This window comes from Cytobacillus sp. SAFR-174 (genome assembly GCF_051964675.1).
In the GTDB taxonomy this organism is placed as follows: domain Bacteria; phylum Bacillota; class Bacilli; order Bacillales; family Cytobacillaceae; genus Cytobacillus.
This window is the reverse complement of record NZ_JBQCMZ010000013.1, coordinates 122,366-135,353: the sequence shown is the minus strand read 5'-3', so window position 1 is coordinate 135,353 and position 12,988 is coordinate 122,366. Positions and strand designations below refer to the sequence as shown.

The window sequence follows — 12,988 nt, the reverse complement described above, 5'->3', positions numbered from 1 at the left end:
CCCTGGTTGCAGAGTCCAAAGTTGCACCGGGTTCCGACTCAAAACCAGAAAAACCAGGCCGCATAGTCCGAAGTTGCACCGGGTTCCGACTCAAAACCAGAAAAACCAGGCCGCAGAGTCCGAAGTTGCACCGGGTTCCGACTCAAAACTAGAAAAACCAGGCCGCAGAGTCCGAAGTTGCACCGGGTTCCGACTCAAAACTAGGAAAACTTGGTTGCAGAGTCTAAAGTTGCTCCAGGTTCCGACTCAAAAAGACCAGTTCGCTGAGTACGAAGATACCATTGCCTCAGACTAAAATAATGAACTCGTGTAGTTAAGAGACGCGTCCCGCAAGGCGCGTCTTTTCTCATGCAAAAGAATAAAGGAGGATTTTCCCATCGCTTAGAGAATTTCTTATGAATAAAAGTTTGGGGGGATTTCTAATATGTGCAATGTGGCATCAAAAGAATTCAAAGCAGTTGTCATAAGAAACAGGGGTTTATTTAAGGATTATGCCCATTTGGTGCCTGAAGCAGCTCAGGCTTTTTTAAAGCAGGGACATCTTGTTCAAAACAGCAGCGGTTTAGAAGTGGCCTTTTATGAACCTAAGAGAGGGGAAGACCACTTGGAAGGAACCTTTTTTACCGGATATTTAGCTCATGAAAAAGCAGAAACGCTGCCATATGGGATGGAGTATTTAGAGTCCGAGCACACTTATGCATCCATCAGAGGAAAGACTGCTGAGATGGGCGCTTTGCATTCGCGGCTTAACCGTTGGCTCAGTGAGAATAACCGTCAGCAGTCTTTTGATCATTATATTATTGAAGTTTTTTATCCGGCTCCAAATGAGGAGGAAGAGGTAGAAGTTTTTATTCCAATCAAAGATTAAACCGCTCAGAAATTTGAGCGGCTGCTGTCTTAAATCTCTTTCGATGAAAGGGGAAGAAAGAGCTTTACCCCTTTCTTATTAAAGGGCAGGATTTTTAAATCGGCAATCAAATGGCTTATGTAACCGGCAAGGCAGGTATAATAGACTCCTTCTATGCCAAGGGACATTTCAAGTCTTGAAGAAATGAATGCGAAAAAAATAACCCCCAGCAGGGAATGAGTATAGCTGCGGTGGGAAACAAAGGAAGCTATCAATATATAAATCCCAAATAATAGGAGCCAAAGTTCCTGCAGAATGACGCCACCTGCCAGGACACCAATTCCCGTAATGGTCAGCATGTGTTTTTGTTTGATTTTCGCAGAAATGGCGTTCATACTGATTCCTATAGCCATTCCAAGCCATTTCTCTTTAGGGGAGCCCTCATAAAAACTATAAATAATCATTAAAATTCCAATGATTTGGGCAACGGTCTGAACGACTTCATGTGATAGTGTAAGCCGGTCACGAAGCTTCCCATCAATATCGAGATCAGGGACTAATCCTGAAACACTCCCGAGACCGACTAATAAAAGGGTTGTGGAGGGGCTGGCATGAACAGTGTTCGCTACAACGTATCCTGCTGCTGCTCCAATTGCTGCATGAGCGGTACCATTCAATATTATTTCCACCTTTATGTCAAATTTGCATTTTTTTCATGCATTCTTTTATTATATCAAAACATTTGTTCTGTTTGGCGTTTAATAGATTAAAATCTCCCGGCAGTTCATGATATAATGAGGACAAAGCTAAAGCATACATAATTGAATTTGTATCTAAGGAAGGTATTTATGTCAGAGGAAAACATAACAAGGATTCATTTAGACGGCAAGGAATACATACTGATCGGAACAGCACACGTGTCAAAGCACAGTGCAGAACAGGTGAAGGAAGTCATTGAGGCTGAACAGCCTGACTCTGTTTGTGTCGAATTGGATGAACAGAGATATCAGTCGATTACAGAAGGCAGCAAGTGGAAAGAAATGGATATCATCCAGGTGATCAAGGAAAAGAAAGCATCACTGCTTTTAATGAATCTGGCGATTTCTTCCTTTCAAAACCGTATGGCTGACCAATTTGGCATTAAGGCAGGCCAGGAAATGATCCAGGGGATTGAGTCAGCCAAGGAAACAGGGGCAAATCTCGTTCTGGCTGACCGCAATATACAAATTACCTTTGCAAGGATATGGGGCAACCTTGGATTAAAAGGAAAATCACTGCTTCTCAGTCAGGTAATAGCAAGTATTTTCAGTAAAGATACCATAACTGAAGAAGAACTTGAAAAAATGAAGAATCAGGATACAATAAATGCGATTCTAAATGAATTTACCGATAGTTTTCCGCGATTAAAAAAACCACTCATTGACGAGCGGGATCAATACCTCGCGCAGAAAATTAAAGATGCACCAGGAGAAAAAATTGTTGCGGTGCTGGGGGCGGCACATGTACCTGGGATCAAAGAGGAAATCAAAAAAGAACAGGATATGGCCAAATTGACTGAGCGTCCTCCAAAATCCAATGTTCCAAAGATCATTGGCTGGAGTATTCCGGTGTTCATTTTAGCTATTATCGCCTATACCTTCTTCGCAAATCCATCTGCGGGTCTTGCGCAGACGATCAGCTGGATAATCTGGAATGGGTCATTGTCAGCACTGGGGGCTGCCATAGCAATGGGGCATCCGCTGACGATTCTGACTGCCTTTGTTGCAGCACCGATTACTTCGCTGAATCCCCTTCTTGCGGCAGGCTGGTTTGCCGGACTGACACAAGCTTATGTGAGACGGCCCAACGTAAGAGATTTTGAGACCTTGACTGAAGATGTATTTAGTGTTAAAGGATTCTGGAGAAACAAAGTGAGCAGAATTTTACTGATTGTTGTCCTATCCAATCTGGGCAGCTCGCTGGGAACCTTTATTGGGGGAGCCGATGTAATCAGAGTATTTTTTGAAAATTTATAATTGACGAGTTTAAGGTGAAACCCAGGTGTTTCACCTTTTTTGATCACTTTTATCAAACTAAATATGAACCAGGAAATCTTTTTAATAAAGTTGCGATGGGTGGGGAACCATATATCAGACAAAATGCAGGAGGGAAAGATATGCCTGGCGGAAATTATGAAGATAAGCTAACTGCAGCTGAACATGCAACACTTTGGTCACAATATGTGAATGATAGTCTTGCTGTTTGTATCCTGAGGTATTTTTTAAACCATGTAAAGGACAAAGAGATCCGCAAAGTACTTGAATACGCCCTTAAATTATCTGAAAGCCACATAAAGAAAATTAATGGATTTTTATCAAGAGAGAATCAGCCGATTCCTGTTGGATTTACTGACAAAGATGTTAATGTGGATGCACCGTTATTATTTACTGATATTTATATGGGGATGTACATACACATTATGGCAATACATGGGGGGACAAGATATGCAGGTGCCTTAAGCAATGCTACGCGGGCAGACATTAGGAAGTATATGAAGCAGGTTATAGATGAAACGATGGAATTATTTGATCGTTCTGCTGATGTTTTAATTGAGAAAGGGGTAATGGTCAAACCGCCGATATTAAACAACCAGCACGAAATTGACTTTGTAGGGAAACAGAGTTACTTAACTGGATGGTTCGGGAAGCGGAGACCTGTTAATGCGATTGAAATCAGCGGGATCTACCTGAATATGCAAAAAATAATGATGAAGATGGTTTTAGAACTTGGATTTGGACAAGTGGCGCAATCTAAAGAGGTTCAAAAATATATGGAAAGAAGCAGACAATTATGCCGTAAACATCTTGAAATTTTATCCGGGATATTAACCCAGTCAAATCTGAATATCCCCAGGACATTTGAGGCAGAGATAACGGATTCAACGATTCCTCCCTTTTCTGATAAACTTATGATGTATCATATCTCAACTCTTCTATCAGCTTCTATAGGCTATTACGGGGAAGCGATGTCCATGGCGCAGCGAAGGGACATTTCAGCAGACTATGCACGCATGATAGTCGAAATTGGACTGTTGGCAGAGGATGGGATGAATCTTATGATAGAAAAAGGATGGTTTGAAAAGCCGCCTATGGCTACTGACCATGAAGATCTGTCAAAGAAGAAGTGAGGAAAAAGTTATTAAATGTTTCTCCCAGTGTGATTCTGAATGTGGTCCAGCCGCCTGATACCAGGCAGCCGGGCCCTTCATTTTTATCTGTCTGCAGCAATCGCCTTTCGTTTATAAAGCACTGACCCCAGAAGGAAGGTAACCGCACCCCAAATCACCATCACGGCAATTCCTGCCCAAAGTGACGCAGTAGCTAAGCCGGTTTCATACACCATGCTCTCTCTTAAACCATCAGCAAAATAGGTGAGCGGCAGAACAGCCGAAATCGGCTGAATCCATTCAGGCATCGTTTCAATAGGGAAAAACACGCCGCTTAAAAACATCATGAGAAAACTGCAGATATTCGCTACGCCCATATAAGCCTCAGTCGTTTTGCTGAAGGAGGAGAAGAAGTAGCCAAGAGCATTAAAGGATAAAGCGCCGATCAAAAATACGATAATCAGGGTAAAAGGGTTTATATAAAGATTGGCACCAAACAAGAGCACTCCTATTAAAGACAGCAGGATGATCTGCACAATGCTGAACAAAAGTCTCATAACCATATCGCTTAACCCGAATATCCCCATATTGGCCGGCGTCATGCGCAGTCTTTTAATTAATCCCTTTCTGCGCATTTCCACCAGGTCCACCATGCCAAACATGCCGCCCTGGGCAATGGATAAAGCAATCATTCCGGTTAAAAGGAAATCGGTATAATCCAATTCATTGGTGCCTGATGTAATCGATTCAAATTGCAGATCATATTTAGGAGAGGCACCTGCAGCCAGTAAATTAGCCTGCTGCACAAACTTATCCAGAATGCCGGAAACCGCCTGGGCTGCTGCACCCTGTTCATTTTCTTTATTGATAACCAGAAACACAGAGGATGCTTCCGCTGACTCCGGCAGGATAATGGCTGCATCAACTTCCTGATCTTTTACCCATTCCTCCGCTTTATCCCTCGTAACCGGCTTTCCTGACTTAACCTCAAAAACAGGAAGGCCACTGATTTGAGATAACATCATCTCGGAAGCTGGATTCGGGCTAGGATCCACTATAGCAACCTCTGTTTTAAACTCTTCATCTGAATTTCCGCTGAAAATGACCATAAAGATGACCATTAAAATAACAGGGAAAAAGATGCCCCAGAACCATGCCTGTTTTTCACGAAGAGTTAATTTCAGCTGCGCCAGAAACATCATTTTAAATTGATTAAATTTAATGTTAATCCCTCCATTCTTTGCCGGTAAATGCAATAAACACATCTTCCAGGCTCATTTCCCGTATGGAGACCTGTTCCACTCCGTATGAGTTTTCTTTAGTAAATTTAAATAAGTCCAAAAGGGTTTCTTCCGGTTTGGATGCCCATATTTTCAGAGCCGCCCCTTCCCGTTCTGTTTTGGAAACAGATTCCAGCTCCTTTGAAAACCTGTCAGCGTCCTCAGCTGCCTTTTCTCCATCAAGAAAGCTCATTCTTATTTCCCGCTCATCCGTCAGCTTCTCAATGAGTGCGGAAGGGGTATCGAGTGTAATCACATTCCCCTGGTCCACAATGCATACCCGGTCACTTAGCTTTTCCGCTTCTTCCATGTAATGTGTCGTTAAAATAGTTGTTTTGCCTAATTCCTTTAGATGGAGAATAATATCCCATATATTTCTTCGGGCCTGGGGATCAAGGCCGGTTGTCGGTTCATCCAGAAAAATGATCTGCGGGTCACTAATCAGGGCCAGCCCAATGGCGAGCCTTTGCCTCTGGCCGCCTGAAAGTTTTTTAACGTGATTTTTGCGGTGCTCTGTCAGGTTGACAATTTCAAGAATCTCTTCCGTTGGCCGGGCATGGTCGTAAAAGGAAGCAAAAAGGTTAAGGTTTTCTTCTGGTGTCAGTAAATCAAACATGGCACTTGACTGGGGCTGTACACCAATCTTCTTTTTTATCGAGACGGCATGTTTTTTCCAATCAAGGTCACCAAAATAAATCGCGCCATTGTCAGGTGGAACCAGACCTTCAATCATTTCCAGTGTCGTCGTCTTGCCTGCTCCGTTAGGCCCTATTATGGTGAAAACTTCACCGGCATGAACCGAGAAACTGATATCCTGGACAGCCTTGATGGAGCCAAAGGATTTTTGTAGATTTCTTACCTCTAAAACAGTCATTCATTTTCCCCGCTTTCATGACAAGTTGATGTCAGTATCCTGCAAAAATCCTAACCTTCTATTTAATACGTTGCTAATATTGAAAAAATTCACTTTTTTAGTAAACTTAACAAATATGGGACAATCAAAAATGGATTTAAAAGGCAGGGGAGTAGTGCAGATGAGAGAACTTCCAATAGCAGTTAATGATCTGCTGAATAAGTACATGAAACTATTTAATGAATATATGCCTAATCAGCTTGCAGGTCTTTATTTGCATGGATCGCTTGTACTGGATGCTTATGTAGAAGGATCAAGCGATATTGATTTTATTGCGGTTACACATAGAGGGTTAACCCAATCAGAATTGGAAAAGGCTGAGAAGATTCATAAAATAATAGCTGAAAAATATCAGTCTCCTGAGATGGATGGTGTTTATATCACTCAGAATGATCTCGGAAAACTTGGTGATTGTAATTTTTATAATGACGGCAAAATGAAGTATGGGCATTTCCTGAATCCAGTCACCTGGTGGCTTTTAAATAAGAAGGGAATTACCATTTATGGAGACCTTCCGGTTATAGAGATAAATGACAATGATTTGGTTTCATACACTTACGAAAATATGAATACATATTGGGCAAATCGAATCCGGAAAATCGAGAAATCGATTGATGAAATTGCACGAGTAGCTGAATCTGAGGCTGATAAAGAAATTGAATGGACGGTGCTCGGTTTATTGCGCCAGTTTTACACATTGAGGGAGAAGGATATTATCTCTAAGCAAGGGGCCGGGGAGTACTCCCTAAAGCATTTGCCGGAAGAATGGCACCCCATCATACTCGATGCCACCACTATTCGCAGTGGTAAAAAAGATAGACATTATGCAGGAAAGCTTGAACGAATGGAAGAGTCTATTAAACTGTCAAAATATCTTATAAACCAATCAGCAGCAATCAAAAATAGGTGAGCTTCCCATGATGTGAAGCTCACTTGACTGAAGGCCGTTATGTTAACCTCATTGGAGTATTCAAATTATGGGAATCCCGGTATGATCGATAAGAAACAAATCTCTTTCCATGTGAGGATCCATCCAATTGAAGAATTCGTTGATTAATTGTCTCCATATACAGGAAGTCATCATTCGCATTTAGACGGTAGAAAGTGTAGGTGTTTCCAAGGAGCTCTTTCTTTGTTATTTGCGTATCGGGATGCTGCTTGATGAATTCTGAAAGCTGCTTAACAGACACGGAAGGAATGTCTGCCATTTCATAAAGCTTCCCTTTAAGGTTTGATTTTAGCTTGTTTACGGCGCTCATTGCCCTTTTCTTTATATTTATTTCTGGACATGAATTCACTCCTTCATAATAGGATATTAAGAATAATTTCCATTTGCAGAAAGAATAAACATTACAGTAAGGAAAGTCAATATGACAAATAAGAAAGTAGTGAAAAAATGACACAGAACGAAATCGTCCTTGTTGCCAGTACATCAATTATACAAGAAGGCAAAGTGCTGATGATCAAAGAGAATAAAGCCACAGTAAAGAATAAATGGAATTTCCCGTCCGGTCATGTTGAAAAAGGAGAAGATATCCTTGAGGCTGCCTGCAGGGAAGTTAAAGAAGAAACAGGGCTGGATGTTTTGCTGACTCATACAACTGGAATCTATAACTTTATCAGCAGTACGGACCATCAGGTCATCTTATTTCATTTTATTGGTCAAATAACAGGGGGCTTTTTGAGCCTTCAGGAAGAAGAAATAGTCGATAGCAAGTGGGTGAATCTATCAAACTTTAAAAGCTTTAAGGACGAGGAACTCCGTGATGCCAAAGTCATCAGGCAAATCCTTGATGCCGTAAAAGCTGATCAGCTTTATCCCCTCGAACTGTTTCAAACAAAGTTAAGCTGACAAAGTGAAAGGGGTTTTCAGGAATTTTGTCGAAAGGATACCCTATCAAATAAAATAGGCGGGGTATGAATGGAGTTTAATATTAAGAATGAATATTTTCATAAAGCAATTGGGGAAGTAAGCAGTGCAGTTTCAGCTAAGACACCTTTCCCTATTTTAACAGGGATAAAGCTGACTGCATGTGAGGATCATTTAATACTCACCGGAAGCAACTCTGATATTGTGATTGAAAAGGTCATCCCTGCATCCGATGAAGGAGCCGGACTTGAAATTGCAGAGACTGGAAGTGTTGTAGTAGTATCCAGATACCTGACAGAGCTCATAAAAAAGCTGCCGGGTGACATACATATCAAAGTGGATGAAAAGAATAGCATGACAGTACTGTCAGACGAAATCCTTACTTCATTAAATGGGTTTCCTGCTAAAGAGTATCCAGCACTTCCCGAATTTGAAAATTCTCAAGGAATTGAAGTTTCTTCTGCAAAATTAATAGAAATGATAAAGCAGACCGTGTTTGCTGTTTCAAAAAATGATACAAGGCCGGCTCTTACCGGTGTGCATATGAATTTTAACGGAAACAGCTTTTCATGTGCCGCAACTGACTCACTTCGATTAGCATTTCTGGAGATAAAGATCCTTTCTGTATTTAACGGCTCTTTCATTGTTCCAGGCTCCAGCCTTAAGGAGCTTTTAAAGCTATTGGCTCATCAGGAAGAAAGTAAAGTACAAATCTTTTCATCAGAGAGCTATTTAGTTTTCAAAACAAAATCAACTATGCTCTGTTCGCGGCTTATTGAAGGCAAGTATCCGGATGTGACTGTACTTATCCCGAAGGAAGCGAAAACAGTCATAAAACTTGATGCAAAGAAACTATTAAAGGGTATTGACCGCGCCTGCCTGTTTGCCCATGACTGGAAAAACAATAATGTCCTTTTGGAGATAAAAGAAGGACCATTGAAAATATCCTCTGTTTCCTCTGCCATCGGAAAAATCGAAGAAACACAGCAACTATTAGAAATCACTGGCGTACAAGAACTATCAATTTCAGTAGATGGGAACTTTTTAATGGATGCCTTAAAAGCTATACAGGAAGAACATGTTCTTTTAAGCTTCAGCGGTTCAATGAGACCAATCATAATCAAGCCTGTCAGCGGAGAGTCTTATATTCAGCTGGTATCGCCTGTCCGCTCCTTTTAAAAGTTGAATTTTATACTCGATGCACCTTCCATCAGCAATAACAGCTGGCGGAGGGTGCTTTTTTGTGTCTTGCAATTACAAGTCTATATTTCCATTTCCACCCACTATAAAATAGTAAGGGTGAAAACTTAAGAAACACACAACCAATCTTAAGAAATTCTTAAGATTTCTATTACATTAATGTTAAGATTTTACGTTTAGTATAAAAATATGAAAACGAGCACCGTGAAAGCAGGGGGATTATGGATAACTATAATGTACTTGTCGTAGATGACGAAAAAGAGATCAGGGACGCCATAGAAATTTATCTCAAAAATGAAGGCATCACCGTTTTAAAAGCAAAGGATGGAATCGAAGCTCTGGAGATTTTGAATGAGCACCAGGTGCATCTCATCATTTTGGATGTCATGATGCCAAGGCTGGATGGCATTTCGGCTACATATAAAATTCGCGAGAAGAAAAACATCCCGATTATCATCCTGAGTGCCAAGACAGAGGATACCGATAAAATCCTCGGGCTGCAGGTTGGGGCTGATGATTATGTGACCAAGCCCTTTAATCCGATGGAACTGGTTGCCCGCGTGAAATCGCAGCTGAGAAGATATGTGACATTCGGAACATTTGAAGGAGTTAAAAAGGTCATTGATCTGAACGGCCTTATGCTTGATAAGGAAGCAAAAGCAGTGACTGTTAATGGAGAGCCGGTGAAATTGACTCCAATCGAGTATAAAATTGTGGAGCTTTTAATGACAAATGCCGGTCGCGTTTTTTCCATAGATGAAATTTATGAACGGGTATGGAACGAACCTTGCTATAACGCAGAAAATACAGTGGCGGTACATATTCGGAAAATCCGTGAAAAGATTGAAATTGATCCGAAAAATCCGAGATATTTAAAGGTGGTATGGGGAATTGGATACAAGATGGAAAAATAGATTCATCATTATGATGATTATGGTTTTATTCGCTTTCGGAGCTAGCGGCGTTTTGTCAGTTCTGATTAATGGCAGGGAATATGCAAATCCGGATTACTTCCACACAGCAGAGTTCGCAAGTGAAATGGATCAATATGCCGGCTATCTGGAATTGTTTGAACTGAATAACGTAACCATAGAAAAAGCCAAAGAAGCTATAGACGTGACAGAAGAGGAAATAAATGAACATCGCTATCGTTATGGAACACTTCCTGAACAAATTGATAATATAAAGAACCAATATGAGCCCAGGATTGAAGAAGCAAAAGCGGTGAACAGCAGTGAAATAGCACAATCTTTAAAAGATCAAATGTATAAAAAAATTGAAGATGTCACGAAAAACTTTGAAAGTGATGAATATGTACGCACCAAAGTGGTTAAAGAAAAAGAAGTGAAATTAGAAGAATTTTATAAAGAGAAAGAGCAGCTTCGGGATCAGTACGATTACTATAAGGATTCATTTACCTATTATTTCAAGGACACCGCGACTGGTGAAGTATATACCAATTTAACTTTAGCCAAAAATGAATCTCCGGATGAAGTCATGGAAAAAGAAATGCTCTTTCATACCGATTATACGATGGATAAAAATTATTTCCTTCATTTTATTATGGGGGGGTATGAGGAGTTCGATCAGACACTGGTTGAATCGCAATCTGGCTACTTTAAGGGACAAATAGGCCTTGCTAAAAACCTTCCTGAATCAAATATGTTCATTGACCAGAATAATCATTTCAAACAAAAACAAATTGTTTTATTAATTTATGGCGGTTCAGCGGTTTTAGCCGTTATCGCTGCATTGATTGCCGGCAGAAAGTCAAAGGCCCTGTCAGCTGAAATCAAAAGGTGGGAGCCTTTATACAATAAGATGCCTATTGATTTACGGATCACCTTCTTAGGTTTATCAGCAATGGGCGGCATTTTAGCACTTTTTCTGGTAAACGATTTTCTTATAGACAGCTACAACATCCTCTCGCGTGTAATTGAATTGATTATTGTTCTCCTTGGAGCATCGGTTCTTTGCGGACTGACAATTGTTCAGTTCAAATATATTGCAAGTGAATTTAAGGACTTGGAAAACGCAAAATCAGTCTTGAAAAAAAGTCTGATGTATAGGGCGGCCAGCGGTTTAAAAACCAGCCTCCAGGAAGCTTTTTTAAACCGGAGCACAGGAACGCAGCTGTTTGTTGTTCTATTAATCATCTTTGGAATGGGAATGGGTTCCATTATCATGTTCTTCCACCCGCTGTTTATCCTGTTTTATGTACTGGTTTTAGCTTTTGCAGGTATTCCTCTTGTTATGGGCCTGGTCAAACGCGTTGGATATTTCAACCGTATTGTTGAGACTTCAGATGAATTGGCTTCAGGCCAAATGGGACAGGACTTGCCGGTTAAAGGAAAAGGCGTCCTGGCTTCACTCGCAGGAAACATGAATGTATTGAAGCAGGGCGTAAAAACGTCCCTTAGCGAACAGGCAAAAAGCGAAAGGCTTAAAACGGAACTGATAACAAACGTCAGCCATGATTTAAGGACACCTTTGACATCCATTATTACGTACACGGAGCTGCTGAAGTCAGGCGAGGTATCAGAAGACGATCGCTCAGCCTACCTTGAAATCATTGACCGGAAATCTAAACGGTTAAAAGTTTTGATTGATGATTTATTCGAGGTCTCCAAGATGGCAACAGGCAATATTGAACTTCGAAAGGAAAGAGTGGATCTGGTCCAGCTGCTGCAGCAGGCACTTGCAGAGCATGATAATGCAATGAGGGAATCGAATCTGCAGTTCCGCGTCACCAAGCCTGATCATCCGGCAATCGCCAATGTGGATGGCCAAAAGCTCTGGCGCGTGTTTGATAATTTAATAGGCAATATCCTTAAATATTCATTGGAACATTCACGGGTCTATATTGCCCTTGCAAAAGTCAAAGGCCAGGCAGTCATTACGTTTAAAAATGTTTCCAAATACGAGCTCGATGACCAGAGTGAAGAATTGTATGAGCGATTTAAGCGGGGAGATAAATCAAGGCATACAGATGGTTCAGGTCTGGGTCTCGCCATTGCCAAATCGATCATTGACCTTCATGAAGGGAATCTCGAAATAGATACAGATGGTGATTTGTTCAAGGTGAGCATTTCGCTGAAATTAGAGGAGTAAGGGAAGAGGGGAATTATGGATATTGCAGAGCTGTATTCCTGCCATTATAAACGGCTATATCATATATGCTTTTCGATGACAAGAGACGCATATCTTGCAGAAGATATCGTTCAGGAAACATTTATTAAAGCTATGAAGAAGGCGGAAACAATTATAGATGAAGAAAAAGCGGGGGCTTGGCTGTCTGTCATTGCCAGAAGAACCGCACTGGATATGATTCGGCGGGAAAAGCGAAAGGCTGCAGTGCCGATGGAGCAGGACACTCTTGAAAGCTTCTGCCTCATTACAAAGCAAGATGTCGAACAGGAAGTGGAATCATGTTTTGCGCTTAAGGAAATCAAGTCAGCCATCAGACAGCTTGCATCGAACTACCAGGAAGTGCTTTTGCTCAAGGTTGATGGAGGATTAAAAGAGCAGGAAATTGCCAATGTTCTAAATTTAAAGCCTTCAACTGTTAAAACCAGAATTTTCAGGGCAAGAAAACAGATGAGAGCTTTGACGGGATTAGGAGCTTAATTGAAAGAGAGAGTTGACCAAGTTTTCTTACGGGTCTGCTCTCTTTTTTATTTTTAAACTATTCGAATAATTGAGAAAATAATGTTTAAACTATGTATAACAGGGT

General features: G+C 41.0%; 13 protein-coding genes. 9 read left to right on the top strand and 4 right to left on the bottom strand.

Translation table 11 applies throughout. From position 1 onward, the window contains the following. Positions 1-424 precede the first annotated feature (424 nt). Positions 425-868 carry an AraC family transcriptional regulator gene (locus tag ACTHRG_RS14790; protein WP_394579089.1) on the top strand — a complete coding sequence of 148 codons (444 nt, stop codon included), beginning with the start codon at positions 425-427 and terminating at the stop codon, positions 866-868. 29 nt (positions 869-897) lie between these two features. On the opposite strand, the gene ACTHRG_RS14785 is transcribed toward ACTHRG_RS14790, so the two are convergent. Beyond that, complete coding sequence (locus ACTHRG_RS14785; RefSeq protein ID WP_440231488.1) at positions 898-1,524, bottom strand: metal-dependent hydrolase; 627 nt, start codon at positions 1,522-1,524, stop codon at positions 898-900. A 171-nt stretch (positions 1,525-1,695) separates the two neighbouring features. Here ACTHRG_RS14785 and ACTHRG_RS14780 point away from each other — a divergent pair, with 171 nt between their 5' ends. Together ACTHRG_RS14780 and ACTHRG_RS14775 are read left to right on the top strand one after the other, a co-directional pair. Then, positions 1,696-2,862: a TraB/GumN family protein gene (locus ACTHRG_RS14780; RefSeq protein WP_440231487.1), complete on the top strand. Its 1,167-nt coding sequence runs from the start codon at positions 1,696-1,698 to the stop codon at positions 2,860-2,862. A gap of 140 nt (positions 2,863-3,002) precedes the next feature. Next, positions 3,003-4,013, top strand: coding sequence for a DUF3231 family protein (locus tag ACTHRG_RS14775; protein ID WP_440231486.1), 1,011 nt, complete (start codon positions 3,003-3,005; stop codon positions 4,011-4,013). Positions 4,014-4,096: 83 nt separating this feature from the next. Here the strand turns inward: ACTHRG_RS14775 and ACTHRG_RS14770 are convergent, their stop codons facing one another. Together ACTHRG_RS14770 and ACTHRG_RS14765 are read right to left on the bottom strand one after the other, a co-directional pair. Continuing rightward, positions 4,097-5,257 (bottom strand): ABC transporter permease, encoded by a 1,161-nt coding sequence (locus tag ACTHRG_RS14770; protein WP_440231484.1) that lies wholly within the window; start codon positions 5,255-5,257, stop codon positions 4,097-4,099. Beyond that, positions 5,217-6,146 carry an ABC transporter ATP-binding protein gene (locus ACTHRG_RS14765; RefSeq protein WP_440231483.1) on the bottom strand — a complete coding sequence of 310 codons (930 nt, stop codon included), beginning with the start codon at positions 6,144-6,146 and terminating at the stop codon, positions 5,217-5,219. The genes ACTHRG_RS14770 and ACTHRG_RS14765 overlap by 41 nt, the downstream gene beginning before the upstream one ends. Positions 6,147-6,306: 160 nt before the next feature. On the opposite strand from ACTHRG_RS14765, the gene ACTHRG_RS14760 reads away from it, so the two are divergent. Then, complete coding sequence (locus ACTHRG_RS14760) at positions 6,307-7,095, top strand: aminoglycoside adenylyltransferase domain-containing protein (protein WP_440231482.1); 789 nt, start codon at positions 6,307-6,309, stop codon at positions 7,093-7,095. A 37-nt stretch (positions 7,096-7,132) separates the two neighbouring features. Here ACTHRG_RS14760 and ACTHRG_RS14755 read toward each other — a convergent pair whose 3' ends face one another. Further along, on the bottom strand, positions 7,133-7,393 hold the full coding sequence (locus ACTHRG_RS14755; protein ID WP_440231481.1) for a hypothetical protein: 261 nt from the start codon (positions 7,391-7,393) through the stop codon (positions 7,133-7,135). A 188-nt stretch (positions 7,394-7,581) separates the two neighbouring features. Between ACTHRG_RS14755 and ACTHRG_RS14750 the strand changes: the two genes are divergently transcribed. The 5 genes from ACTHRG_RS14750 (at position 7,582) to ACTHRG_RS14730 (ending at position 12,882) form a co-directional block, all read left to right on the top strand. Then, positions 7,582-8,037 (top strand): NUDIX hydrolase, encoded by a 456-nt coding sequence (locus ACTHRG_RS14750; protein ID WP_440231480.1) that lies wholly within the window; start codon positions 7,582-7,584, stop codon positions 8,035-8,037. A 69-nt stretch (positions 8,038-8,106) separates the two neighbouring features. Then, positions 8,107-9,234, top strand: a complete 1,128-nt coding sequence (gene dnaN, locus ACTHRG_RS14745) for a DNA polymerase III subunit beta (RefSeq protein ID WP_440231479.1) — start codon at positions 8,107-8,109, stop codon at positions 9,232-9,234. Positions 9,235-9,476: 242 nt separating this feature from the next. Continuing rightward, a complete protein-coding gene (locus tag ACTHRG_RS14740) occupies positions 9,477-10,169 on the top strand; it encodes a response regulator transcription factor (RefSeq protein WP_076261709.1) in 693 nt (230 codons plus the stop codon). Continuing rightward, complete coding sequence (locus ACTHRG_RS14735; protein WP_440231477.1) at positions 10,147-12,366, top strand: sensor histidine kinase; 2,220 nt, start codon at positions 10,147-10,149, stop codon at positions 12,364-12,366. The genes ACTHRG_RS14740 and ACTHRG_RS14735 overlap by 23 nt, the downstream gene beginning before the upstream one ends. 15 nt (positions 12,367-12,381) lie before the next feature. Next, positions 12,382-12,882: an RNA polymerase sigma factor gene (locus tag ACTHRG_RS14730; protein WP_440231476.1), complete on the top strand. Its 501-nt coding sequence runs from the start codon at positions 12,382-12,384 to the stop codon at positions 12,880-12,882. The last annotated feature ends 106 nt before the right edge of the window (positions 12,883-12,988 follow it).

Excerpts from the sequence above, each read along its gene's own strand:
- ACTHRG_RS14775 (WP_440231486.1), top strand. The coding sequence starts at position 3,003 with ATGCCTGGCGGAAATTATGAAGATAAGCTAACTGCAGCTGAACATGCA.
- ACTHRG_RS14730 (WP_440231476.1), top strand. The coding sequence starts at position 12,382 with ATGGATATTGCAGAGCTGTATTCCTGCCATTATAAACGGCTATATCAT.
- dnaN (WP_440231479.1), top strand. The coding sequence starts at position 8,107 with ATGGAGTTTAATATTAAGAATGAATATTTTCATAAAGCAATTGGGGAA.
- ACTHRG_RS14780 (WP_440231487.1), top strand. The coding sequence starts at position 1,696 with ATGTCAGAGGAAAACATAACAAGGATTCATTTAGACGGCAAGGAATAC.
- ACTHRG_RS14770 (WP_440231484.1), bottom strand. The coding sequence starts at position 5,257 with ATGTGTTTATTGCATTTACCGGCAAAGAATGGAGGGATTAACATTAAA.
- ACTHRG_RS14755 (WP_440231481.1), bottom strand. The coding sequence starts at position 7,393 with ATGGCAGACATTCCTTCCGTGTCTGTTAAGCAGCTTTCAGAATTCATC.
- ACTHRG_RS14750 (WP_440231480.1), top strand. The coding sequence starts at position 7,582 with ATGACACAGAACGAAATCGTCCTTGTTGCCAGTACATCAATTATACAA.
- ACTHRG_RS14740 (WP_076261709.1), top strand. The coding sequence starts at position 9,477 with ATGGATAACTATAATGTACTTGTCGTAGATGACGAAAAAGAGATCAGG.
- ACTHRG_RS14760 (WP_440231482.1), top strand. The coding sequence starts at position 6,307 with ATGAGAGAACTTCCAATAGCAGTTAATGATCTGCTGAATAAGTACATG.
- ACTHRG_RS14790 (WP_394579089.1), top strand. The coding sequence starts at position 425 with ATGTGCAATGTGGCATCAAAAGAATTCAAAGCAGTTGTCATAAGAAAC.
- ACTHRG_RS14765 (WP_440231483.1), bottom strand. The coding sequence starts at position 6,146 with ATGACTGTTTTAGAGGTAAGAAATCTACAAAAATCCTTTGGCTCCATC.